Origin of the sequence: Bacillus cereus group sp. BfR-BA-01310 (assembly GCF_022664325.1) — a bacterium.
GTDB lineage: Bacteria > Bacillota > Bacilli > Bacillales > Bacillaceae_G > Bacillus_A > Bacillus_A paramycoides.
The window spans coordinates 45421-69037 of sequence record NZ_JAKUHD010000016.1 but is presented as its reverse complement, the minus strand read 5'-3'; the positions used below and the strand labels follow the sequence as shown (position 1 = coordinate 69037).

Sequence of the window (23617 nt, the reverse complement as noted above, 5' to 3'; positions counted from 1 at the left end):
AAAATGTAAATTTTCAAAACAAAAAATCCATTCTAATAGAATTAGAATGGATTTTTCCACTTATAAATTTGCTACATCTTCTTCTTTATTATCATTATTTAAAGCGCTATGCTTTCGGCTATATAAAAAGTAAACTGCTATACCAATAACCATCCATACTCCAAAACTAATCCATGCTGTTCCGGATAACTGAAGCATTAAGTATAAACAAAAAATTACCGTTAACGCTGGTAAAAATGGTACGAGCGGCGCCTTAAATGCCCTTGGTAAATCAGGGTGAGTTCTTCTCATGACAATAACTGCAACTGCTACAAGTGCAAAGGCTGACAATGTCCCCATATTTACAAGGTGTGCTAAAACATTTAAATCTATTAATCCTGAAATAAGTGCTGCAATAATTCCAGTTGTCCATGTATTTAAAAATGGTGTTTTAAATTTCGGATGGACTTTAGCAAGGCGCTTTGGCAACAGCCCATCTCGGCTCATCGCATAGGAAACACGAACTTGCCCATACATCATAACTAGCATTACAGTTGTAATTCCTGTGATTGCTCCTACTGAAATTACTCCCGCTAAACTATCTTGTCCAATAAATTGAAGTGCAAAGGCAACTGGATCTGATATATTTAGCTGTCCGTATGGAACAATCCCTGTCAAAATAAGTGAAACAACGATATAAAGAACTGTACAAATTAATAACGATGCGATAATGCCGATTGGTAAATCACGTTGTGGCCGTTTCACTTCTTCTGCAGCTGTTGAAACTGCATCAAACCCTATGAATGCGAAGAATACTGTAGCAGCTCCAGCCATTACACCATCTAAACCAAATGGCATAAAAGGTGTCCAGTTTTCAGGTTTTACGTAATTAAAACCAGCAAAAATAAAGATAAGAACAACCGCTATTTTAATAAACACCATAATATTATTTACGCGTGCACTTTCACGAACGCCTCTAGATAAAAGAACTGTCATAACTAAAATAATTAGAACTGCAGGTAGATCAATTATTCCACCCTTTCCTGTACCAGGGGCCGAGGAGAGAATGGTCGGAATATGAATTCCAAATCCCTTTAATAAAGATTGAAAATAAGCGGACCATCCGTTTGCTACTGCGGATGTAGCAAGTAAATATTCAAGCATTAAGTCCCATCCAATTAAAAAAGCGAACACTTCCCCCATCGTCGCGTACGTATACGTATACACACTGCCCGAGACAGGAACTGAAGAAGCAAATTCAGCATAACAAAATGCAGCAAATGCACAAGCTAGCGCGGCTATCGCAAATGATAATATAATAGCTGGTCCAGAATGTTTTGCTGCTACCACGCCTGTTAGAACAAAAATACCAGTTCCAACAATTGCCCCAATGCCAAGCATCGTTAAATCCAATGCGCCCAATGTTCTTGCTAATGTCTTTTGCTTACTTTCTTGCATTAACTTTGCAATAGGCTTCTTTTGAAAAATTTGCTTCATAGCATGCTCCTCCAAGTTTTAAATTTTCTGAAAATTTTTAATTCGCATTTTCATTTTACTCATAACGCTTTTTACAGTCAATACTTTTGTCGAAATAAGCGGAAATATTTCAGAATATGCAATTAATTATTTTTGTCATTCTTTCTAAATAGAAGACTATCGTCTATTACAAAGAAAAATTCGACAAATATAAAAAAAACACGAGATCACATCTATATATCTTTTCATATTTTTTTTTGGTATTATTATACATGTCGATTCCAAAAAAGAGGCATGCTCCTTTATTGAGCATGCCTCTTTTTACTTATTTCACAGTATATGAACCTTCTTCAATCCAGCTATACATGTACTTTTCATCTTCCGTCTCATGTGCTTGTTTTACAATACGAAGCGGACGGAATGTATCTATCATAACAGCCAGTTCAAGTGTCTCTTTCTTCCCTATACTCGCTTCTGTTTTCCCTGGATGTGGCCCATGCGGAATCCCGCTTGGATGAAGCGTAATAGAACCTTCCTCTACACCTTTTCGGCTCATAAAGTTACCTTCTACATAATAAAGTACTTCATCACTATTCACATTACTATGATAATATGGTGCCGGAATTGATTCAGGATGATAATCATATAAACGTGGTACGAAAGAGCAAATAACAAAATTATGTCCTTCGAACGTTTGATGTACTGGCGGCGGTTGATGAATACGACCTGTAATTGGTTCAAAATCCTCTACATTAAAGACCCACGGATATAAATATCCATCCCATCCAACAACATCTAACGGGTGGTGCCCTAAAACATGCTTATGCATATATCCTCTGGACTTTGTCATTACGACAAACTCACCTTTTTCATCATATGTCTCCAATTTCTCCGGACCACGAATATCTCTTTCACAAAACGGACTATGTTCTAACAATTGCCCATATTCATTGCGGTAGCGATGTGGTGTTGTAATTTGGCTATTTGCCTCTACAACAAGAAACTTAGTCTCTCCTTCATCTGGAATGACACGATAAATTGTTCCAATTGGAATCGTTACATAATCACCTTTTCTATAGTGAATCGTTCCAAACATCGTCTCAATTTTCCCTGTTCCATAATGAACGAATAACATTTCATCGCCATCACCATTACGGTAGAAATAATCCATTTTTTCCGTTGGACTTACTACTCCAATTAACAAGTCTTCATTCCCAAGTATGAAATTTCTCCCACTTATTGCATCGCCAGTTTTTTTATTTTCTTTCGTGCGAAAATGACGATGAGCAAGAGCAACATCCTCTTCATACTGTAACTGACAAGAATGGGATAATGCTGCATGTCCTACTTCTGTTGGCATATAATGATGATACAAAATAGACTGCGTACCAGAAAAACCTTTTGTCCCCATTACCTGCTCACGATAAAGTGATCCATCTTTTTTACAAAATTGTACATGTCGTTTATGAGGTAGCTCCCCCATGTGACGATAATACATGCCCATCACCTGCTTCCATTTCTTTTTTTACCGTATTACGTAATGTACCTAAACCAGTAATCGTAAGTTCTACAACATCACCATCTTGCAGCCACTCTTCCGTACCAAGCTCTAAAATACAGCCCGTTCCTACTGTTCCAGACCCGATAACATCTCCTGGATATAACGTAACATCTTCCGAAGCACGTTCAATCATTTCAGCAAATGTATAGTAAATATCTTGGAAATTCCCCTTTGATAACAGCTGTCCATTTACATGAGCAGTCATCTCTAAATCATAACGATCACCGTTACGATAAACGTCTAATTCCTCTTTCGTAACGAGATACGCTCCTAATGAAGTTGCAAAGTCTTTCCCTTTCGCTGGACCGAGCCCCACTTTCATCTCTGTCGCTTGTAAGTCTCTTGCACTCCAGTCGTTCATAATACAATAACCAAAAATATATTCCTCCGCTTTCTCACGAGAAATATTGCGTCCTTCTTTTCCAATTACACAAGCAATCTCTAACTCGTAATCAAGCTTTTGAGACTTCTTTGGACCAGTAACAAAATCATCTGGTCCAATAACAGCACGGTGGTTAGTAAAATAAAAAACCGGGATATCATACCATTCAGGTATAACATCTAACCCTCTTCTCCCGCGGGCTGTTTTTACATGCTGTTCAAAGGCATAAAAATCTCGAATGCTACTCGGATTAGGAATCACCGCTGCCAGTTGTACTTCCTCTAAAGGATATATACCCTTTTCTGGATTTCTAATATTACGCACTACTTCTACATACGCATCCGCTTTCTCTAAAAAGGCGAACATAGAGGAAGGTAATTTCCCATCACTAGCAAGATTCATATCGATTACTTTGTCACCTTCAAGCCAGCCAGCTCGCATTTCTTTCGAAGGGAGACGAAATGTAACAAATTTCATCATGATTCCTCCCTATGAAAAATGAAATTTCCACCAACAAAGGAATTCTTGCTGGTGGATATAAATTTTATAAATTCCCGCGACGCTCTTGTTCTCTTTCAATTGATTCGAATAAAGCTTTAAAGTTCCCTTCACCAAATCCACGAGAACCTTTACGTTGGATGATTTCAATAAATAAAGTTGGACGATCTACAATTGGTTTCGTAAAGATTTGTAATAAATAACCTTCTTCATCACGGTCTACTAAAATCTTCAATTCTTTTAATTTATCAATTTCTTCATCAATTTTCCCAACACGTGCTGTTAACTCATCGTAATACGTATCTGGCGTATCTAAAAACTCCACGCCATTTGCACGAAGCACTTCAATTGTTTTTACAATGTCACTTGTTAATAAAGCAAGATGCTGTACACCCGCTCCGTTATAGAACTCTAGATATTCTTGAATTTGTGATTTTCTTTTTCCGTCTGCTGGTTCATTAATCGGAAACTTAATACGGCTTCCATTCGTCATAACTTTTGACATTAATGCCGAATACTCTGTGCTAATATCGTCATCATCAAAGTGAATCATTTGTTTAAATCCCATGACGTTCTCGTAATAGCTAACCCATTCTTCCATTTTTTCAACATTACCAACGACATGGTCTACAGCAATTAAACCTGACTCTTCAAATGGAAGATTAAACTCTACCTTTTGGAATCCCGGCATAAATGTTCCTTTATAATTTTTACGCTCTACAAGCGTATGAATTGTATCACCATACGTACCAATAACTGCTTTTTTCAATGTACCTTCCTCATCTGTTAACTCTTCAGGAGGAGCAATTGCAACAGCACCACGTTTTACCGCTTCAGAGTACGCTTTATCAACATCATCAACAAGAAGGGCCACATCCTTTACTCCATCACCATGGGTCTTTACAAACTCTGCAATGCGATTATCGCTACTTAAAGCTCCAGACACAACAAAACGCATGTTTTTTTGCACAAGAACATAAGATACCTTTTCACGGTTTCCTGTTTCTAATCCCGAATAAGCTACAATTTTGAATCCAAATGCTCTCGCAAGATAATAGCTCGATTGCTTTGCATTTCCTACGTAAAATTCAATATGATCTACATCACGTACCGGAAAAAAATCCTCCATTTGTGCAGCTAGCGTATCCATAGATTTTTGTTTCATAAATTCCTCATCCCCCTATAAATAGATTAAATGGTCCATACTTAAACCTAACCGAAAACGCTTCCAACATTAATTGATAGAAATTAGTTAGCAAGCTAACGAATTCTGACTTTTAAAATTTTCTATCTTTTCTGTCAAATTCCTCTTTTTTTCTTACATATAAAATTCGACTTTTTTCTCTTTAAAATAAAATGAAACTTTAGTCAGTCGGGGTTTTGTTCATTCCCCACTGATTATTAGCCCACACCAATCGGGCTTTTACGGGCAGTTAATGCGGGATAAGGGGATAATATCAATACTTGAGAGGATATATGGGAGGAAAATAAAAAAGACCCCAACATATTAACTATTTACTAATATGCTAGAGTCTTTATTTTTTTAGAATAATGGTACGTAAGGTGTATAAAAACTTATTGTTATCAATATTCATCATACTAATACATTTGTAAGGAATACAATAAACGCTGTCAATACGGCTGCTCCACTTGCTGATCCTAAAACATCCCTTTTTGTTACCTGTAATACTTGTTCCTTGTTCATATTCCTCATTCTCCCTTCTCTTGTTTTTGTTACAAAACTTTTATTATACTAATACGCTTGATAGAAATACGATTAATGCTGTTAATACTACCGCTCCGCTTGCCGATCCTAAGAAGTCACCTTTTGTTACGTTTAATACTTGCTCGTTGTTCATAATTTTCATTCTCCCTTCTCTTATTTTTATTACAAAACTTCTATTATACTAATACGCTTGATAGAAATACGATTAATGCTGTTAATACTACTGCTCCGCTTGCTGATCCTAAGAAGTCACCTTTTGTTACGTTTAATACTTGCTCGTTGTTCATAATTTTCATTCTCCCTTCTCTTACTTTTATTACAAAACTTCTATTATACTAATACGCTTGATAGAAATACGATTAATGCTGTTAATACTACCGCTCCGCTTGCTGATCCTAAGAAGTCACCTTTTGTTACATTTAATACTTGCTCGTTGTTCATAATTTTCATTCTCCCTTCTCTTATTTCGTTATAAAACTTCGATTATACTAATACGCTTGATAGAAATACGATTAATGCTGTTAATACTACCGCTCCGCTTGCTGATCCTAAGAAGTCACCTTTTGTTACATTTAATACTTGCTCGTTGTTCATATTATTCATTCTCCTTTTTTATAAGTTATCTATATGTAATTTCTAAGAAATGATTAGTTCATAGTTTTTATGTTAACGTTACATTAAAATTAATTACGTAACGTTTGTAACATTAATGTAACATAACTATTATTACGTTGCAATATAATTACGTAATTTTTATTACATTTTTTTTACGTTTTTTATCAACACATCCTAAAAACCTTTATTTATAGCGTTTTTCAACACTTACATGTTTGTAATATTAATGTAACATTACAGTTACAAATGGAAATATAGCATTATATCTACTTAGTTTTGTTACAAAATCATTCTTAACTATATAAATAGGAAAATTTACTCAAGCCGTGTATATATGTTTCCTTTTCATAACTATGTATAATGAAAACAAAGAGGTGGTCATTTTGAAATTAATCGCACTAGATATGGATGGTACATTATTATCATCTAATCTTGAAATCTCCAAAGAGAACTTACAAGCTATCCAAACTGCAAAAGAAGCCGGTCATATTGTAATGATTTGTTCTGGTCGTGCAAAAGAGGATGCTTTAAAACTATTGGAAGAATATCAACTCTCTCTTCCAGTTGGGGCAAGCAATGGGGCAATTGTTTATGTGGATGGAAAGGTAATTAACTCGCGTTGTTTACAAAACGATAAAGTGTACAAGCTTGCAAAGTTACTAGAATCTGAAGGATTTCCATATAAGTTGTACACAAATAAAGGGGTTTATTCTCCTTATACATGGCAAGACCAAGTGATGCAAGCGTTCGAAGAAAACAAGCATACACTAGATGTTACACTTGAGGATCTTGAAAGAATTACAGAAAAACAAAAGAAATCAAACCTAATTACCGACTTCCAAAAAATAGAAGATGTCGTAAATAATCCAGAATTAGAAATATCTAAATTCTTCATTTTAACATTTAATGCTGCCCATCGTTCGCAGCTATTGCAAACTTTACAAGAAGATACGGACATTTCAGTTACGGCATCGGCCCCTACTAATGTAGAAATTATGGATAAGCATGGTCATAAAGGAAACGGACTACAAGAAATGGCAGCTTATTTCAATATACCAATTGAAGATACTGTTGCAATCGGTGATAACTTTAATGATGTGCCAATGTTACAAGTAGCTGGCTTATCAGTTGCAATGGGTAACGCTGAAGAGGACGTAAAAAAATTATGTGACGTTGTTACATTAACGAATAATGAAAACGGTGTTGCTCACGCAATTGAGCAATTTGTATTGAAACAAACTTCATCAAGTAAATAAAAAAAGGGCTCTTTCACATTTTGAAAGAGTCCTTTTCTTTTACACATGATGACAAGCAACAAAATGATTTTCACCAACATTACGAAATTCCGGTACAGCTTTTTTACAAACCTCTGTTGCAAATGGGCAGCGTGTATGAAAACGGCAACCTGAAGGTGGATTCGCTGGACTTGGAATATCCCCCTCTAAAATAATTCGCTCTCGTTTCACCGTTGGATCTGGTATTGGTACAGCTGATAACAATGCTTTTGTATACGGATGAAGTGGATTTGCAAATAATTCATCACGAGGCGCTGTTTCCACAATCGTTCCTAAATACATAATCCCAATTTTCGTACATAAATGCTCCACAACACTTAAATCATGCGAAATGAATAAATAGGATAATCCCTTTTTCTCCTGTAATTCACTAAACAAATTAATGATTTGTGCTTGAATAGATACATCTAATGCCGCAACAGGTTCATCAGCTACAATAAATTCTGGATCTAATACCATTGCCCTTGCAATAACGATACGTTGACGTTGTCCTCCAGAAAATTCGTGCGGATATCGGTCAATATGATACGGAGCTAAACCACATAACTCCAGTACCTCTATCACCTTTTCACGGACATTTTCTTTCGTTGCTAGTCCGTGGGCCAACATCGGTTCCCCAAGTGCTTCTCCAATTCTCATTCTTGGATTTAATGAACTAAATGGGTCTTGGAAGACAAGTTGCATATTAGGACGATGCTTTCTTAGTTCCTCTTTTGATAAACTATGAACATCTTGACCTTTAAATTTCACTTCACCTTCTGTTTTTTGAACGAGACGGAGAATTGTTTTCCCTATCGTCGTTTTCCCACTTCCAGATTCCCCTACGAGGCCAAACACTTCTCCTTTATCGATTGTAAAGCTTACTCCATCTACCGCTTTCACATGTCCAATCGTTCTACTAAATACGCCGCCTTTAATCGGAAAATATGTCTTTAAATTTTTCACTTCTAATAATGGTTCACTCATTATTCCGCACGCTCCTCATATAACCAGCAAGCCACTTTATGATTCTCATCATGTACATTCAGATTTGGTGCTTCGTTTTTGCATATTTCCATGCAATGCTCACAACGACCGCTAAAGTAACAAAACTCATCTAAGCCAACTAAATTCGGAACTTGCCCTGGAATAGAATAAAGTTTATCTGTTCGTTTCCCCATTACTGGTTTTGATTTTAGCAACCCTTTCGTATATGGATGTTTAGGATTTTGAAATAGCTCTACTACTGGCGCTTCTTCAATGACTTTACCACCATACATAACAACAACGTAATCGGCCATTTCCGCTACAACACCTAGATCATGTGTAATTAATAAGATAGACGTTTTAAATTCCTCTTTTACTTGTCTTAATAAGTCTAATATTTGTGCTTGAATCGTAACATCAAGAGCTGTTGTCGGTTCATCTGCAATTAATAACTTTGGATTACAACTAAGCGCAACAGCAATCATAATACGTTGTAACATTCCACCGCTCAGTTCGTGAGGATAAGAATGTACAATTTCATCAGCACGAGCTATACCGACTTTACGAATTAATTCAATTGCTTTTTTGTATGCTTCGTTTTTGCTAAGTAGTTCATGCTCCCTTAACGTCTCAACAATTTGCTCTCCGACAGTGAAGACTGGATTAAGCGATGTCATCGGTTCTTGGAAAATCATCGCGATATCATTTCCTCTTAAACTACGAAGTTCTTTCTCTTTCATTCCTAAAAGGCTCTTTCCTTCATAAAGAATATCGCCACCAACGATGCCACCAGATTCAGCAATAAGTCCCATAATAGATAAGGCCGTTACACTTTTCCCGCAACCTGATTCGCCTACTACACAAACTGTTTCACCTTCTCGAACTGAAAAGCTAACATGATTGACAGCCTTTACTGTACCTTCTTCCGTCTGAAAGTGTGTTTGTAAATCCTTTAGCTCTACTACTGCTTTACTCATGCTTCCTCACCTACCGCTTCATCTTTGGATCTAATGCATCACGAAGTGCATCGCCAAGTAAATTAATTGATACGACTGTTATAAAGATTGCAAAACCAGGCGGAATCCATAACCACGGACGTTTTTGGAAATCGATTAATGAGTTTGCTGCACTAATCATATTTCCCCACGATGGTGTAGGTGGAACGACACCAAGGCCTAGGTAGCTTAGTGCAGACTCCCCTAAAATAGAACCCGCAACACCTAATGTTGATACAACAATTAATATTGGCAAAACATTTGGGATTAAATGATATACGATTTTCCGGTAATCTTTTATCCCGAGCACGTCAGCAGCTTGCATATACGATTGTTCTCGAAGCGATAAAATTTGACCTCGTACGAGACGGGCAAGTCCTGGCCAACCTACTAAACTTAAAATAATCATAATGACATAAAGACGATAATCAGATGGTACTTTCCATTCTGATAAAATAGCCCCCATTATAATAAGTAACGGTAATCCTGGCATCGACATTAAAATATCGGCAAGACGCATTATAATATTGTCGACGATACCACGGTAAAAACCTGCAATAGCTCCTAATAAAGCACCTAGTATAACTGATAAAACCATTGAGGCTAAGCCAATTGTTAACGAAATCCGCCCCGCTTGCATAAGCCTCGTTAAAATATCCCTTCCTAATTGATCTGTACCAAGCCAATGAGAAAAACTAGGTGGTTTGTTAATTAGCGTAACTTGTATTTTTCCTGATGCATACGGTGAAAAGAATGGACCGATAAAACAAAATAAAAACATAAAAATTAATGCATAAAACCCTATAAGTGCCATTTTATTTTTCTTTATCCTTTTAAAAGCTTGTCTCCACGGCGATGATTCATTCCGTCTTTTCTTTTTTGCTTTTTTCTCTGTAATTGCTGTAACAGTTTCCATCTCTCTCCCCCCTTACTTCAACCGAATACGTGGATCAACAACGGCATATACAACATCCGCTAAAAAGTTTGAAACAATTGTCAAACAAGAAAGAAACATCGTAAATGCCATTAATACTGTATAATCACGGAAATTAAGTGCTTCCAATTGAATATTACCGATACCTGGCCAGTTGAAAATTTGTTCAATAATAATTGCCCCTGAAAACAACCCTGGTAACTCAAATGCAAGCAATGTAATAGCCGGTAAAATTGCATTTTTTAATGCATGTTTATAAATAACGGTCTTCTCCTTTAAACCTTTTGCTCTAGCCGTCCGAATGTAATCTTGTCTCACAACCTCTAACATACTCGTTCTAAAATAACGAGTTAATGAACCCACTCCAAGAAGAGTTAAAATAAACACTGGTAAAACCATATGCTTTGCAACTTCTATTACGTAAGTAATCCCAGTTGAGTTACTCCCAACATCAATCATTCCGCCTATCGGTAATAACTTAAAGTCAACCGCGAACACTTTAATTAAAAACAAACCGATAAAGAATGAAGGGAATGACATCGCTGCAAAGACACCAATTGTTACAAGCTTATCAAATAAGGAATGTTGCTTTGTCGCGGAAAATACACCGATAATAAGTGCAATTAGCCAAATAAAGAACAATGCAATAACCGCTACAATAAAAGAATTCCAAATAAATTTATTTAATAATGACGTTACAGGTTCTTGATATTGAAGCGAAAAACCAAAATCCCCTTGCAATGCATTACCTAACCAATGAAAATAACGCTCAACGATTGGCTTATTTAATCCATATAATTCCCTAAGTTCAGCTGCCCTTTCTGGTGTAATCTTTGGATTTGAATCAATATAATCCCCTGGAAGAAGCGCGAACAAAAAAAAGATAATAACTGACGTACCCAACAGTGTAGGAATCATTTGTAACAACCTACGAACGATATATGTTTTCACCCTTTTTCTCTCCAATCTTATGCCTAAAATAGAAGAACATTTTTTCAAAGCGGTACATTACTAACCGAATGAAAAAATGTCTTCTACTTATACATTCTTATCGTTATTTTTCAATAGATAATACTGGTAAGTTTGCACTAATACTATTGTATTTTTCAGGGTCAATTCCTTTTATATTCCCGTTGTATCCAGTAATTGTTCTACGATAGTTTAATAGAATTACTGGTGGATCATCACTTAACTCTTTATATAATTCTTTATAAATCGGTTTACGTTTTTCAATATCAACTGTCTCAATACCTTTTTTAATTAGCTCATCTACTTTCGCATTTTTATAACCAAGACTCTTCTCATTGACACCAGATAAATATTCACCAGCTGTTTCACTTGGATCACTTGTAATCGGTGTCGAAACAGAAGCCAAATCATAATCACCTTTGTTTACCTTCGAAAGCATAGTATTAAAGTCCATAAATTCAGGATTAAACTCTACACCTATCTCTTTATAATTCTCTTTCGCAATTGGAATTAATAAATCACTATCTTTAGCCGAACTTGGACCGAAATAAGAAAGCTTTAATTTTTGACCATCTTTTTCACGCACTCCATCCGAACCAACTTTCCATCCTGCTTCATCTAATAATTTTTTCGCTTTTTCTTTGTCGTATTCATATTTATTAACCCCTTCTTCCGTATAGGCCCAAGAAGTTGGATGAATTGGTACATTAGCTACCGTACCGTATCCTTTTAATGCTGTATCAACATACTTTTTACGATCTAATCCGTAAATAAGTGCTTGGCGAACCTTTTTATCCTTTAAATACGGCTTATTATTATTCATATAAATATAACTAAATGATGCCGCCGTTTCGATTTGAATGTTCGCGAATTGTAAACCTTTCGCCTGCTCAAGAATTTCATCACCAGTACCTAGGCCAGTGTAGTCAACTTCGCCTGTTTGGAACAATTGTAGTTTCGTATCACCAGCAGTAATTTTATAAATGAAGTTTGGAATTTTCGGTTTACCTGCATAATAATTTTCATTTGCTACAAATCGAACTTCTTGGCCTGGAATATACTTTTCGAATTTATATGGGCCCGCAGCTATCGGTTTTCCATATAACTCTTTTAAATAGTCTAAACTTGTATTTTGTTTATAGTCTTTTCCATAATAAGCTTTTGATAACACTGGACCACCTAAAGCAGTTAGTGTTTGAGAGTTAACTTTTTCAGTCGTAATTTTAATTGTCTGTGGATCTATAACTTGAAGGCCTTCAATAGAAGTTGCTTTTCCTTCTTTATATTCTTTACCACCTTTAACCGCATATTGAGAAATGTCTATTTCACCTTCATATGCCTTATCATGTAAAAGCGTCAATGTGAACGCTACATCATCTGCTGTTAATGGCGAACCATCACTAAATTTTAAATCTTTACGTAAATGGAATGTATATGTTAACTGATCAGAGGAAACATCCCACTTCTCAGCTAATTCTGGAATTGGTTTTCCTTGTTTATCTGTTGATACAAGAGATGCAAAAATAACAGACGTTACGTTTCCATCCCAACCATTTTGCTGGAAGTATGGTAAAAAGACACCACCTGGTTTATTAATTCCAACAACTAACGTGTCTTTTCGATTTTTTGCTTTATCAGGTACTTTCGTCTTATCTGTAGCAGCAATCTTTTCGATTTTTATATTCTTTAAATCTTGCTGTTTAACTGGTTCTGTAGAAGCCGTATCTTCCTGTCCCCCACAAGCAGATAACACAAACGAACTACTCAGTAATACTGAAAATACACCAGCCCATTTTTTTGTCTTTGTCTTCATTGTCCCCACCCTAACTTTTTTTAATAATTACACTTTATGAACTGCTTGCCTTATGTATGCCTCCCACAGCAACATTTTATAGCCAATCGGAAAAGTCGGTTTTAAACGTAAAAAAACAGATGTTTTTGAGGGGTAACAATCTTATTCCGACCTTTCCGGTAGACTTTATGGTTATTAGCTTATATCGTTCACTATATTTTGTCAATTCTTTCTATATAAATATTTTTAAGAATTTTTTTAAAATTATTGATCAATCTTTAATTTAGGTAAACTTAGCAAAAAATTCATTCTATTATCTACTAGCCCAGCATAGAATAATAACAATTAACTACCAAAAAGGGGGCGAAAATATAGACAACCTATTCCAATATGTCCTGCACTATGTGTTATTAACAATCATGATAGTCGGGGCATTATTACTATTCCCGTTCTTCCCAAAGTTCGTCCTCTTTTTAGCTTTTTTCGTTATGTTAGGGATCGCAATTATTATCTCTATGAAAGAAGACGATACACAAAAAGAAAGCAGAGTTCAGCGCTTAAAGCTGTAACTCTGCTTTCTTTTTTTCAGTCGTAACGTATTCTCGTTAAACCAATTACGAAAAATACTCCTGCAAATAAACTGAGTATACCAATATATCCTCCTATATCTGCTAATGTGCCTCCCCTTACAATTAGCTCCGTAAAGCCACGCATCGCCCACGTTTGCGGAACAAAATTTGCCGCCGCCTGCATCCATGCCGGCTCAATTTCGATTGGCCAATAAAGACCACTAATCATACATGTTGAAATTACAACGATATTACCTAGTGCGGACTGCTGTTCTGTTGTTTTTACGATACTTGCCAATAATAAAGCTAGACCAATGACGGCTAATAACAATACTGAAACGAGTGTAATAACCCCTAATAAATTTCCCCACTGCACATCAAATAATGAATGCGTTAATATCATTAAAACACCAAATTGAATCCACCCTATTAAAAAGAAGGAAAGGATATATCCTGCTAGTATTTGAACTTTTGAAACTGGCACTCCTAATAAACGAGACCAAACACCAAGTTGTCTAGCTTTCAAAATAGTTCCCGTCGCACTTAACATGACAATCATGACGAATAGAATTGAAAAACCTGCAGCTCGCCCTGTAACGTTATTTAACTTTTGATCATCATGTAAAATCGATTCTTTTTGAATCGAAACAGGATCTACTTTTGTATAAATTGTTTCATACATCGTTTCCCACGAAGTGTTACTTTTCTTCTCAAAATCTCTTGCTGCACTAACTTCTATCTCCATCTTTTTTAATGCACTTGCTAATACTTGCTCTACAGAAGTTCCACCAGTAAAATCAGCACTAGCTTGAAATTGAATATTTTCTACCTTTCTATCTAGCATACTCTTTTGAAAATCCTTCGGGATGATGATTATACCAGATGATTTCTTGTTTTCGATCCTCTGTTTCCCTTCCTCATACGTTACCTTTTCTATAGAAATTAAATCACTTTTCTTTATTTCCTCGTAATACTTGCTAGATAATACAGAACCATCTTTATCTACTAAACTAATATTTACTTTCGCATTCCCACTTCCACCTAAAAGCCCGCCGAAAATGAGTGTGAAAATAATAGGCATTCCAAACATGAGTATATAACTTTGTGGCCTAATTAAAATTTGTTTTAATTCTAGCCAACAAAGTGCCCAAACCTTCTTCATCATTTCCCCTCCTATCTCGTACGTAAACGTAACGTTCCAATCATAACGGAGATAATTCCTGCACTACATAAACTTAAAATAACAGGAAGTAGCACATCCCAAGATGTTCCCGACATAATATTTAAGAAGCTCGTAAGCGCCCATTTATTCGGAGCAATATTCGCAACTGTTTGAAGTGTATCGGGAAATACGTAAATCGGTAACATTGATCCCCCTAATATAGCTAGTATTTGAATACCCATTCCCCCCATTAAATCTGCCGTTTTTTCCTCACGAATAAAGGCCGCAATTAACATAGATAAACCAGAAACACAAATTGCATAAGAAATTCCCAACACTACTATTTGAGACACGTCTTCGCCCCATTCCACATGAAACATAAAGTGTGTAGCAACTATAAATATTCCAAATTGTATACAGGCAAATAGTAATGTACCTAAAAACTTCCCGAATAAAATTGAAAATGAGCTCGTCGGTGTACTAAACAAACGCGCCAACGTTTCAGTTCGTTGTTCTGTTACAACTGACTTTGCACCTACTGTTATGTTATATAGTAAAAACATGACTAACATCGCTGCTGCATAATATTGCATCGCCGCAACTGTTTTTTTACCTATCGTTCCTCTTTCGATGTTATCCGCACTTGTAGTTGCTATCGTCTGTAGACTTCCACTTACCTCTTTTGCAACTTGTGCTACATCACCCTGCTGAGATTTTGCTAATTCTGTTACAACACTTTTAGTAGATACTGCGACTGTTTGAACACGTTCTGAAAAAGAGTGGATCATTGACTCGGCAATTTTTGCTTGTATATCTTTTGATGGGTCTATAAGCACCTTTGGTTCTTTTAATTTTCCATCTTGTACTTGTTCGCTCCATTTATTTGGGATGACAATTCCTACATCGATTTTCTTTTCCTTTAACATATCTTCAAGCTCTACCTGGGAGTTAACTACCTTTACTTTCACATCATCTTTTATTTCCTTAGACTGCAATACATCTTTTTGAAAGACATCTGCAAACTCATCCGTTCCCTCTTGATAATAGCCAATTACTGTTTTCGGTAGTCCACCACTATCAAATACATTACTTAACGCTGAACCTAAAATCGCTGTTAATAAAAGCGGCATAAGTATCATCATCATAAATCCGCGGCGATCAATTAAACGGATTTTTAAATCTTTCCATGCAATAATGAAACTTTTCATCTCGCACTAACCTCCTTAATCACGCAGTGAACGTCCTGTTAATTGTAAAAAGAGTACCTCTAAATTCGGTTCTTGCACTTCAAGTTTTAAAATTTGAGCGTTGTTCTCAACAACTACTGACACAACCGTGCCAATTGCCTCTCCACCGTTTAGTCCAATGTCAATCGTGCTATTATCTTCGTCAAAAATAATACGCTCAACAACAGGTAGTGCTTTCAACTTTTGTAGCAGTTCCGTACTATAGCGATTTAATTGCAATTTCACTATAAACCCATCTGTCAGACGATTGCATAACTCTCTTTTCGTTCCTAGTGCAATTACCTTTCCGTGATCAACGATGGCAATTCGCTCACATAAATACTCAACTTCTTCCATGTAATGACTCGTATAAATGACCGTCATACCTTTTTCATTTAATTTTTTAACCGTCTCTAAAATATGATTTCTCGATTGTGGATCAATTCCGACTGTCGGTTCATCCATAATTAATAACTCTGGTTCGTGCATAAGTGCTGCACCAATATTAATACGCCTTTTCATTCCACCTGAAAATGTTTCAATTTTATCTTTTCCCCGATCCTGTAAACCGACGTACGCTAACACTTCCTCTGCCCGCTCCTTTGCAGCTTTTCCATTTAAACCGTACATCTTTCCCCAAAAAATCAAATTTTCCTTTGCTGAAAGTGTCGGATACAGCGCAATGTCTTGCGGGACAATACCGATTTTCTTTTTTGCTTCTAATGGATACTCTTTTACAGATTTCCCACCAACTTTTATATCACCACTATCGTATGGAATTAACCCGCAAATCATTGATATCGTCGTTGACTTCCCCGCTCCATTTGGACCAAGCAATCCAAATGTTTCACCCTTTTTCACTTCAAAAGAAACACTCTTTACAACTTCCTTCTTGCCAAATGATTTCGTAATATGATCAATGACTAACATATTGATTCAGCCCCTTTGCATTCATCTACACTTTCATTGTAGAAAAATTTCTTCTTCTCTCCATCAGTCTTGAGATAGAAATACAAAATAAAAAAAGCAGCAAATTTTGCTGCTTTTTCACACTTATATATGCCAAAAGTCATGTGTATGTCGTAACACCATATCTTACTGCGTATATTGCTGCTTGTGTTCGATCTCTCAGTTCGAGCTTACTAATTAAATTAGAAACGTGATTTTTTACAGTTCCCTCTGTAATGAATAACTTTTCAGCAATCTCTTTATTATTTAAGCCAAGCCCAATTTCCCTTAAAACATCTACTTCACGCTCAGTTAATTGTTCTAGTTGTTCTGGTGGGGGGCACTCTACTGCTACTTTTGTCTTTTTTAATTCCTTTACAATTTGCGCTGTTATATCTTGAGGAAGCACAGCGCCTCCACCGTGTACCGTTAAAATAGCTTGAACGATTGCATCCGTCTCCATGTCCTTCAATAAATATCCGCTCGCTCCTTGCTCTAATGCTTCAAAAATAAGCTCACTATCACTAAAAGTCGTTAACATAAGAACCTTTATATGAGGAAACTTTTCTCTAACTAAACGAGTTCCTTCAACACCATTCATACGAGGCATCCGAATATCCATCAAAATAATTTCAGGCTGTAATTGTTTCACCTTTTGTACGACTTCATCCCCATCACTAGCCGTCCCCACCACTTCCAGTTCCGGACGTAAATTTAATATCATTGCCAATCCATCACGAATCAGTGATTGATCATCAACAATCATAATTCGAATCATAACGCTCCCCCTATTATCCATGTTTTTTCTCGGAGCGGGAATTCGATTTTTAGGCGAAAACCTTTTTCTATTTCACTCTCAAATTGAATGATTCCACCATGCTCCTCTACACGTTCTTTCATATTAAGTAACCCAAACCCAGGGCTTACTTCATTGACTCCCATACCATTATCCGAAATACATAACTTAACTTGTTCCACTGAACAAACTAAACTTACTTCACATAAACTAGCTTTCCCGTGACGTTTTGCATTCGTTAAAGACTCTTGCATAATACGAAGTAACGTAGGCTGTAGTGACAACGGAATCACAACCGGATCCCCTTGTAATTGAAAAGATACTTGTACTTTCGTCGCTTTAGAATATCCATGTAACATTTCACGCATATTCTCTATTATGTTCCCTAGTTTACTTTCCTCTTTTAAGGCATGCACAGAAGTTCTCACTTCTTGAAGTGATTTTCTAGCTAACCCATGACATGTATGTAAAACCTCTTCCGTAGCGTCCGATTTTTGTTTCCATAAAGCCTCCGCTAGTTGTAACTGAACAAGTAAAGCTGTCATATTATGACCAACGGTATCATGAATTTCTCGGGCAATATCATTCCGCTCCCGAACGGCAGTCAATTCTTCCACCTCTTTAGCATATAGCCGTAATTGTTCATGTGCTTCTTTTAAAGCTGTATGAGATAATGCTAATTTCCCATATTGCTCATCTACCATTTGCCGAGCAGCTGTAAGTTTTTTTATTAAGTTTCCAGCTAAAGCACTGAAAACGATGAACATAAAGTTAATTGCATTACTCTCCAATTCCAGACTCCCTGTATGTTGGTACGTATGCATTATATTTATAAACCAACAAAGAAAGAAAAAAGCGATAAAAAAATAAGTCGTACTTTTACGCCAATCATGAATAAATAATCCTATTGCATCAATTCCAAATATAATTAAATACAAACATGTCTCGGGAAATAAAAATCCTAATAACGCTGTGACAATACCGTTTGCGATCAAGGTATAAAAAACGAGTTTCCTACCCCCTTTTTCTTTTACAAGTAAAATATGATTCACAATATAAATGAAAAGTGCAATGCCAACAAAAATTTGTAAATTTGCTGTTTCACGTGAAACATGATTTGCGTAAACTAAACAAATCATGACGATTGTAGCAATCCGCGCGTATCCTAACATAAAATTCTCCTCACGTTTCCGTAGCATAAAGCTCATTTTCTTATCATCGCGATAAGAAAATTATACCAATTTTTATCTCTTCGTTATACAAAAAAAAGAGCAAGCCCTCCCTCAAAATATGAGAAAACAACTTGCTCTTTTTCATTCTATTTTCTTTACTCCACAATATTCTCTAACTCATTATATAAATCTGCTCGTAACAACTCTTTTTTCGTTTTTTCTTCATACAATTGTTCAAGCATTTCAACATCAACTACATTTGCCATTTTACATTCAAGTGCATATATATCTTCTTCTATATGCATTAACTCGTTTTCAACTTTCTCTAAATTTCTAGACTCCTGCTTTTTTATAGGTATCATTTCTAACGCTTTACTCCCTTGCTGCTTCTGTTTCACTACTTGTTTCTCAATTCTTTCTTCCCACTTTTGACGAGCCCATGCATAATTCCCTGCAAACTCAAATAATTTGTGCTCATCAATCCAATATGTCTTTTCAAATAATTTATTTAAGAAATAACGATCATGTGAAACAGCTAAAATCGTCCCATTATATTGTTCAAGTGCTTCCTCTAAAACTTCCCTTGATTCAATATCAAGATGGTTTGTCGGCTCATCTAAAATTAAAAAATTGATGTCTTGATACATAAGTTGCGCGAGCCTTAACCTCATTTTTTCTCCACCACTAAGTTGCGTGACTTTCTTAAAAACAGCTGGACCATAAAATAAAAATCGAGCTAATATGTGTCTTGCTTCTCCCTCTGTTACAGCTACACACTCTCTGAAAGCTTCCAGTACATTGTTCTTCATATTCCCATACGCGTGCTGCGATAAATAACCGATTTTCACACTACTACCAATCCGAATTTCTCCAGCATCTTGCTGTATTTCTTCTAGTAGTAATTTTAATAACGTAGTCTTTCCTGTACCATTACGTCCAACGATAGCTGCGCGCTCCTGAAAACGAATATGCAAGTTTGCTTTCTCGAATAAAGCTCTGTCAGCAAATCCTTTACTAACTTCTTTCATTACAACGACATCTTTTCCGCTTCTCTCTTGCCCTTCAAACTGAAGTCCCATCTGTTTTCGTTCTAAAATCGGTCTCTTTAATTTCTCTATACGCTCTAATGCACGTTCCATATTTCTCGCTCTCTTATGCAATCCTTCATTCGGAGGATTCGCTTGATTTGCCCATTCACGTAGACGCTTAATTGCTTCTTTCATTTTCTTTATTTTCTTTTGTTGTTCTTGATAAGCTTGAAATTCCTGAAGCAACCTTTCTTCTTTTTCCTCAATAAACTGTGAATAGTTCGTATGATATACGTGAATTTCTCCATCCTCTAAATCTAAAATTTTCGTTACAACTTCATCAAGAAAATACCGATCATGCGAAATGACCATGACCGTCCCAACATATTCTTTTAAAAACTGCTCTAACCATTCAACTGCAAATAAATCTAGATGATTTGTTGGTTCATCTAATAAAAGTAAATCTGGTTTCTGCAATAGCATATACGCAAGACTTACCTTTGTCTGTTCACCACCGCTTAATTCCGTAAATAATCGAGAGCATAGTTCCGTCACTTGTAGGCCATTTGCTACCTTCATAATATTTGCTTCTATTTCGTAACCACCGAGAAATGCGAATCTTTCTTGAATTATTCCGTATCTCTCCATTAATTTTTCTAAAGCAAATGGTTCCAGCTCTTCCGCCATATTCTTTTCTAAAGCATGCATTTCCCTTTCTAATTCCTTTTCTGCTTTAAAAGCAGAACTTAATACATCATATACGGTTATTCCATCATCAAACTTTGGAATTTGTGCCACATGACCAATACGTGTTCCTTTCTTCATATGGATAGCTCCTACATCCACATTCTCCATCCCTGTTAGAAGCTGAAAGATCGTCGTCTTCCCACTTCCGTTACGACCAACTAAACCAACACGTTCACCATTCTTTATTTCAAGCGATATATTTTCAAATATGATGTTTCCACCAAAGGATTTCGTTATATTGTTCACGCTACAAATTGTCATTTTCCGTACTCCTTTCAATATAAAAAACCATGGGAAAGAAACGTTCCCCATGGTTTTTGGCATAGAAAAAGGAAGCTAAATAGCTCCCTTTTCACACGTTTTATCAAAAATGGGTGAAGAGATTTCTATCGTTCAATAGCTACTATGCAATTGTTAAAAAAGGGCATACGTATCCCGTTAACAACTACATCATGAAAAATCGCACGACAAATATAGATATAATCTAAAAATTTTGCGCGCGTAGCTAAAGAACATTTCATCTCATTCACTCCTTTCGTACGGAATTTAATACTTACTTCTTTATTATACTTTCCCATTTCATGTTTGAATAGTCATTTTTCTGAAAATAATGAAGATAGACTAAACATTTCAATAAGTGACATCAAATCTTACAAAACTGTTATGTTCACGTAATGGAAAGCGATAGTACGAAAAGATGCCTCCCTATACAATAAAGATGTAAACAAGAGAGACAAATAAAGGAGGAAACAATCATGATGAAAGAAATCGTAAAAGCAATCTTTGAGGTATTAGTGAACGGACAAGCAGTTGTAAAAGAACTAAACGAACTATAAAAAGGAGTGAAGAGATATGATGAACATGGTAAAAATGATCTTGCATGCTTTAGTTGATGCGAAAGCAGTTAGCCAAGAATTAAATGAACAATAAAAAGGGGTATATGAATATGAAGAAAGCCATTATTGTAATCGCAAGTACAGCAATTGCTTTATACACAATGAAAAATAGAAAAAAGAAACAAAATGAAAATACTCCATATTATCCATACACATTATTAAAGAAAAAATAAAAGACAAGGTACCCTATTGTAATGAGGATATCTTGTCTTTTATTTTTTGCTCTGTTTCCTTTAAAGGATTTCCCCCTCCCTTTCCCGAATGTATTAGACGGCAGTTTTACACACATTTTAAAGGGGTATAGAGAAATGGATACACAACAACTTTATTTTTTGAATGATATCGGCAAACAAAAACCAGAAAGCATTCGTAACAGAAGCGCTGCTTGTCCTTTTTGCGACAGAGAAAATTTAACTGATATTTTAGCAACCGAGGGCTCTATTATTTGGTTAAAAAATAAATTCCCTACATTAAAAGATACATTTCAAACTGTGCTAATCGAAACCGATAATTGTGATGATCATATCGCAACATATACAGAAGAACATATGAGATCACTAATTCGTTTCTCCATTAAACATTGGTTAGACTTACAGGAAAGTAATGAATTCACATCCGTTATTTTATATAAAAATCACGGCCCATTTTCAGGCGGAAGTTTGCATCATGCACATATGCAAATCATCGGAATGAAATATGTAGACTATCTAGAAAACGTAGAAAAGAAAAATTTCCAAGGGGTAATTGTACAAAAAAACGAGCGCATTGAACTTAATATTTCAGAGCGTCCCATTATCGGTTTTACTGAATTTAACATCATCATTGAAGATATTTCATTTATAGATGAAATGGCAAATTACATTCAGCAAACTGTATGTTACATATTAACAGATTTCCATAAAGGGTGTAGTAGTTATAATTTATTCTTCTATCACCTGAATGGAAAAATCATTTGTAAAGTTGTTCCCAGGTTTGTAGTTTCACCATTGTATGTAGGATATAAAATACCGCAAGTTTCTACAAAACTTGAAAATGTGAAAATACAACTATCGCAGTATTTCACAAGACAAAAGGATTAAACTATTCAAAAAAAACAGAGTAGGTATAGAAAACCTACTCTTTTATTACGCCTTTATTTCGATAGTATACATCCTCTAATCCGACGTTATACTTCATATTGTTATCCGTCCACTCTGGTCCTAAATTCCCTGGCCATCCAGATGTATTCGCTATATATTTTAGTAATGCAAAATCAGTCAAACCTTTTTGCACCCCACGTTTGTACCCTTTCATTAAATGCGGCATTGCAATTTGTGCATTTGTACGTGGATCTTTCAACTCTTCATCTGTTAAATGATCTGGCGCAAGCCCACCACCGCGATGTAATTGAAACAACCCGAATGAAGTCCCGTTATCTCCAACGCTTCTTGGATTTAACCTACTTTCATGTTCGGCAATTGTAAGAGGTATCCATTCCGGGAGATTTACTTTCTTTGCTTCCTCTATAATGATCTGTTTCATCTGTTTTGCTTCTTCTGAATCAACATAGCTTGTCTCATTCATTAGCTTATCCATTCCTTCAGACTTACCTTGGAAATATAAATACACTCCAAGAACAACTAAAAATCCTACAAAGAATTTCTTCACTACCTCTACCTCTTTCTCCGCTGAAATTTGTCCCCTTTCAGCCTTCCCTTTACAATTACCACACTCTATCACTCTCTTACTCTTTAATCATAGCAAATAATTGTACATATTATCATCATGCTTTAGACCGATTTTGTGAAAAAACATATGATAAATACGTGCAAAAATGTAACTTACATAGACTACAATTATTTTTTTGTATATAATTGTAAATTGAATTACATATATAGAATAGGAG

General features: G+C 35.8%; 26 protein-coding genes. 4 read left to right on the top strand and 22 right to left on the bottom strand.

The genetic code is table 11. The features are described from left to right. Window positions 1-60 precede the first annotated feature (60 nt). From MR109_RS23020 to MR109_RS22980, 9 genes are all read right to left on the bottom strand, one after another. Window positions 61-1476 (bottom strand): branched-chain amino acid transporter BcaP, encoded by a 1416-nt coding sequence (locus MR109_RS23020; RefSeq protein ID WP_071717843.1) that lies wholly within the window; start codon window positions 1474-1476, stop codon window positions 61-63. Window positions 1477-1780: 304 nt separating this feature from the next. Beyond that, window positions 1781-2953 carry a homogentisate 1,2-dioxygenase gene (locus MR109_RS23015; protein WP_242273999.1) on the bottom strand — a complete coding sequence of 391 codons (1173 nt, stop codon included), beginning with the start codon at window positions 2951-2953 and terminating at the stop codon, window positions 1781-1783. After that, window positions 2919-3875, bottom strand: a complete 957-nt coding sequence (locus MR109_RS23010) for a fumarylacetoacetate hydrolase family protein (RefSeq protein ID WP_242273998.1) — start codon at window positions 3873-3875, stop codon at window positions 2919-2921. The genes MR109_RS23015 and MR109_RS23010 overlap by 35 nt, the downstream gene beginning before the upstream one ends. Before the next feature lie 67 nt (window positions 3876-3942). Beyond that, window positions 3943-5061: a 4-hydroxyphenylpyruvate dioxygenase gene (gene hppD / locus MR109_RS23005; RefSeq protein WP_025151089.1), complete on the bottom strand. Its 1119-nt coding sequence runs from the start codon at window positions 5059-5061 to the stop codon at window positions 3943-3945. Window positions 5062-5490: 429 nt separating this feature from the next. Beyond that, window positions 5491-5610, bottom strand: a complete 120-nt coding sequence (locus MR109_RS23000; RefSeq protein ID WP_048376287.1) for a DUF3948 family protein — start codon at window positions 5608-5610, stop codon at window positions 5491-5493. 34 nt (window positions 5611-5644) lie between these two features. Next, complete coding sequence (locus MR109_RS22995) at window positions 5645-5755, bottom strand: DUF3948 family protein (RefSeq protein WP_001058532.1); 111 nt, start codon at window positions 5753-5755, stop codon at window positions 5645-5647. Window positions 5756-5798: 43 nt separating this feature from the next. After that, a complete protein-coding gene (locus MR109_RS22990; RefSeq protein ID WP_002074222.1) occupies window positions 5799-5918 on the bottom strand; it encodes a DUF3948 family protein in 120 nt (39 codons plus the stop codon). Window positions 5919-5952: 34 nt separating this feature from the next. Continuing rightward, window positions 5953-6072 (bottom strand): DUF3948 family protein, encoded by a 120-nt coding sequence (locus tag MR109_RS22985; RefSeq protein ID WP_002074222.1) that lies wholly within the window; start codon window positions 6070-6072, stop codon window positions 5953-5955. Between the two features lie 33 nt (window positions 6073-6105). Further along, the gene (locus MR109_RS22980) at window positions 6106-6216 is read right to left on the bottom strand and encodes a DUF3948 family protein (RefSeq protein WP_001058532.1); all 111 of its coding nucleotides are present in this window, start codon (window positions 6214-6216) and stop codon (window positions 6106-6108) included. A gap of 404 nt (window positions 6217-6620) precedes the next feature. On the opposite strand from MR109_RS22980, the gene MR109_RS22975 reads away from it, so the two are divergent. Beyond that, window positions 6621-7493 carry a Cof-type HAD-IIB family hydrolase gene (locus MR109_RS22975; protein ID WP_002175353.1) on the top strand — a complete coding sequence of 291 codons (873 nt, stop codon included), beginning with the start codon at window positions 6621-6623 and terminating at the stop codon, window positions 7491-7493. A gap of 39 nt (window positions 7494-7532) precedes the next feature. Here MR109_RS22975 and MR109_RS22970 read toward each other — a convergent pair whose 3' ends face one another. From MR109_RS22970 to MR109_RS22950, 5 genes are all read right to left on the bottom strand, one after another. Further along, entirely contained in the window at window positions 7533-8498 is a 966-nt protein-coding gene (locus MR109_RS22970) for an ABC transporter ATP-binding protein (protein ID WP_242273997.1), read from the bottom strand. Beyond that, a complete protein-coding gene (locus MR109_RS22965) occupies window positions 8498-9475 on the bottom strand; it encodes an ABC transporter ATP-binding protein (RefSeq protein WP_098304421.1) in 978 nt (325 codons plus the stop codon). Before MR109_RS22965 ends, MR109_RS22970 begins: the two co-directional genes overlap by 1 nt. A gap of 10 nt (window positions 9476-9485) precedes the next feature. Next, a complete protein-coding gene (gene opp4C, locus MR109_RS22960; RefSeq protein ID WP_242273995.1) occupies window positions 9486-10409 on the bottom strand; it encodes an oligopeptide ABC transporter permease in 924 nt (307 codons plus the stop codon). Between the two features lie 12 nt (window positions 10410-10421). After that, window positions 10422-11378: an ABC transporter permease gene (locus MR109_RS22955; RefSeq protein WP_002175357.1), complete on the bottom strand. Its 957-nt coding sequence runs from the start codon at window positions 11376-11378 to the stop codon at window positions 10422-10424. 103 nt (window positions 11379-11481) lie between these two features. Beyond that, window positions 11482-13209: an ABC transporter substrate-binding protein gene (locus MR109_RS22950; RefSeq protein WP_002175358.1), complete on the bottom strand. Its 1728-nt coding sequence runs from the start codon at window positions 13207-13209 to the stop codon at window positions 11482-11484. 350 nt (window positions 13210-13559) lie between these two features. Here MR109_RS22950 and MR109_RS30265 point away from each other — a divergent pair, with 350 nt between their 5' ends. Beyond that, window positions 13560-13757: a hypothetical protein gene (locus MR109_RS30265; protein WP_033719971.1), complete on the top strand. Its 198-nt coding sequence runs from the start codon at window positions 13560-13562 to the stop codon at window positions 13755-13757. A 16-nt stretch (window positions 13758-13773) separates the two neighbouring features. Here MR109_RS30265 and MR109_RS22940 read toward each other — a convergent pair whose 3' ends face one another. The 7 genes from MR109_RS22940 to MR109_RS22910 form a co-directional block, all read right to left on the bottom strand. After that, on the bottom strand, window positions 13774-14919 hold the full coding sequence (locus tag MR109_RS22940; RefSeq protein ID WP_242273993.1) for an ABC transporter permease: 1146 nt from the start codon (window positions 14917-14919) through the stop codon (window positions 13774-13776). An 11-nt stretch (window positions 14920-14930) separates the two neighbouring features. Further along, entirely contained in the window at window positions 14931-16127 is a 1197-nt protein-coding gene (locus MR109_RS22935; protein ID WP_098475725.1) for an ABC transporter permease, read from the bottom strand. Between the two features lie 15 nt (window positions 16128-16142). Then, a complete protein-coding gene (locus tag MR109_RS22930; protein WP_242273992.1) occupies window positions 16143-17075 on the bottom strand; it encodes an ABC transporter ATP-binding protein in 933 nt (310 codons plus the stop codon). Between the two features lie 139 nt (window positions 17076-17214). After that, window positions 17215-17871, bottom strand: coding sequence for a response regulator (locus tag MR109_RS22925; protein WP_002175363.1), 657 nt, complete (start codon window positions 17869-17871; stop codon window positions 17215-17217). After that, window positions 17868-19061, bottom strand: a complete 1194-nt coding sequence (locus tag MR109_RS22920; protein WP_071717852.1) for a sensor histidine kinase — start codon at window positions 19059-19061, stop codon at window positions 17868-17870. Before MR109_RS22920 ends, MR109_RS22925 begins: the two co-directional genes overlap by 4 nt. Before the next feature lie 155 nt (window positions 19062-19216). Continuing rightward, a complete protein-coding gene (gene abc-f / locus MR109_RS22915; protein ID WP_242274006.1) occupies window positions 19217-21148 on the bottom strand; it encodes a ribosomal protection-like ABC-F family protein in 1932 nt (643 codons plus the stop codon). 74 nt (window positions 21149-21222) lie between these two features. Continuing rightward, window positions 21223-21357: an RAxF-45 family protein gene (locus MR109_RS22910; RefSeq protein ID WP_002139888.1), complete on the bottom strand. Its 135-nt coding sequence runs from the start codon at window positions 21355-21357 to the stop codon at window positions 21223-21225. A 419-nt stretch (window positions 21358-21776) separates the two neighbouring features. Here MR109_RS22910 and MR109_RS22905 point away from each other — a divergent pair, with 419 nt between their 5' ends. Then, window positions 21777-21905, top strand: a complete 129-nt coding sequence (locus MR109_RS22905) for a spore coat protein B (RefSeq protein WP_242273990.1) — start codon at window positions 21777-21779, stop codon at window positions 21903-21905. Window positions 21906-22040: 135 nt separating this feature from the next. Next, window positions 22041-22811, top strand: coding sequence for a DUF4931 domain-containing protein (locus tag MR109_RS22900; protein WP_242273988.1), 771 nt, complete (start codon window positions 22041-22043; stop codon window positions 22809-22811). A 34-nt stretch (window positions 22812-22845) separates the two neighbouring features. On the opposite strand, the gene MR109_RS22895 is transcribed toward MR109_RS22900, so the two are convergent. Continuing rightward, complete coding sequence (locus tag MR109_RS22895; RefSeq protein WP_071717877.1) at window positions 22846-23379, bottom strand: transglycosylase SLT domain-containing protein; 534 nt, start codon at window positions 23377-23379, stop codon at window positions 22846-22848. Window positions 23380-23617 lie beyond the last annotated feature (238 nt).

Bases quoted from the DNA above. Each gene is read 5' to 3' on its own strand.
- MR109_RS23020 (WP_071717843.1), bottom strand. From the start codon at position 1,476: ATGAAGCAAATTTTTCAAAAGAAGCCTATTGCAAAGTTAATGCAAGAA.
- MR109_RS23015 (WP_242273999.1), bottom strand. From the start codon at position 2,953: ATGTATTATCGTCACATGGGGGAGCTACCTCATAAACGACATGTACAA.
- MR109_RS23010 (WP_242273998.1), bottom strand. From the start codon at position 3,875: ATGAAATTTGTTACATTTCGTCTCCCTTCGAAAGAAATGCGAGCTGGC.
- hppD (WP_025151089.1), bottom strand. From the start codon at position 5,061: ATGAAACAAAAATCTATGGATACGCTAGCTGCACAAATGGAGGATTTT.
- MR109_RS23000 (WP_048376287.1), bottom strand. From the start codon at position 5,610: ATGAGGAATATGAACAAGGAACAAGTATTACAGGTAACAAAAAGGGAT.
- MR109_RS22995 (WP_001058532.1), bottom strand. From the start codon at position 5,755: ATGAACAACGAGCAAGTATTAAACGTAACAAAAGGTGACTTCTTAGGA.
- MR109_RS22990 (WP_002074222.1), bottom strand. From the start codon at position 5,918: ATGAAAATTATGAACAACGAGCAAGTATTAAACGTAACAAAAGGTGAC.
- MR109_RS22985 (WP_002074222.1), bottom strand. From the start codon at position 6,072: ATGAAAATTATGAACAACGAGCAAGTATTAAATGTAACAAAAGGTGAC.
- MR109_RS22980 (WP_001058532.1), bottom strand. From the start codon at position 6,216: ATGAACAACGAGCAAGTATTAAATGTAACAAAAGGTGACTTCTTAGGA.
- MR109_RS22970 (WP_242273997.1), bottom strand. From the start codon at position 8,498: ATGAGTGAACCATTATTAGAAGTGAAAAATTTAAAGACATATTTTCCG.
- MR109_RS22965 (WP_098304421.1), bottom strand. From the start codon at position 9,475: ATGAGTAAAGCAGTAGTAGAGCTAAAGGATTTACAAACACACTTTCAG.
- opp4C (WP_242273995.1), bottom strand. From the start codon at position 10,409: ATGGAAACTGTTACAGCAATTACAGAGAAAAAAGCAAAAAAGAAAAGA.
- MR109_RS22950 (WP_002175358.1), bottom strand. From the start codon at position 13,209: ATGAAGACAAAGACAAAAAAATGGGCTGGTGTATTTTCAGTATTACTG.
- MR109_RS22940 (WP_242273993.1), bottom strand. From the start codon at position 14,919: ATGAAGAAGGTTTGGGCACTTTGTTGGCTAGAATTAAAACAAATTTTA.
- MR109_RS22935 (WP_098475725.1), bottom strand. From the start codon at position 16,127: ATGAAAAGTTTCATTATTGCATGGAAAGATTTAAAAATCCGTTTAATT.
- MR109_RS22930 (WP_242273992.1), bottom strand. From the start codon at position 17,075: ATGTTAGTCATTGATCATATTACGAAATCATTTGGCAAGAAGGAAGTT.
- MR109_RS22925 (WP_002175363.1), bottom strand. From the start codon at position 17,871: ATGATTCGAATTATGATTGTTGATGATCAATCACTGATTCGTGATGGA.
- MR109_RS22920 (WP_071717852.1), bottom strand. From the start codon at position 19,061: ATGTTAGGATACGCGCGGATTGCTACAATCGTCATGATTTGTTTAGTT.
- abc-f (WP_242274006.1), bottom strand. From the start codon at position 21,148: ATGGGGAACGTTTCTTTCCCATGGTTTTTTATATTGAAAGGAGTACGG.
- MR109_RS22910 (WP_002139888.1), bottom strand. From the start codon at position 21,357: ATGAAATGTTCTTTAGCTACGCGCGCAAAATTTTTAGATTATATCTAT.
- MR109_RS22905 (WP_242273990.1), top strand. From the start codon at position 21,777: ATGAATATGAAGAAAGCCATTATTGTAATCGCAAGTACAGCAATTGCT.
- MR109_RS22900 (WP_242273988.1), top strand. From the start codon at position 22,041: ATGGATACACAACAACTTTATTTTTTGAATGATATCGGCAAACAAAAA.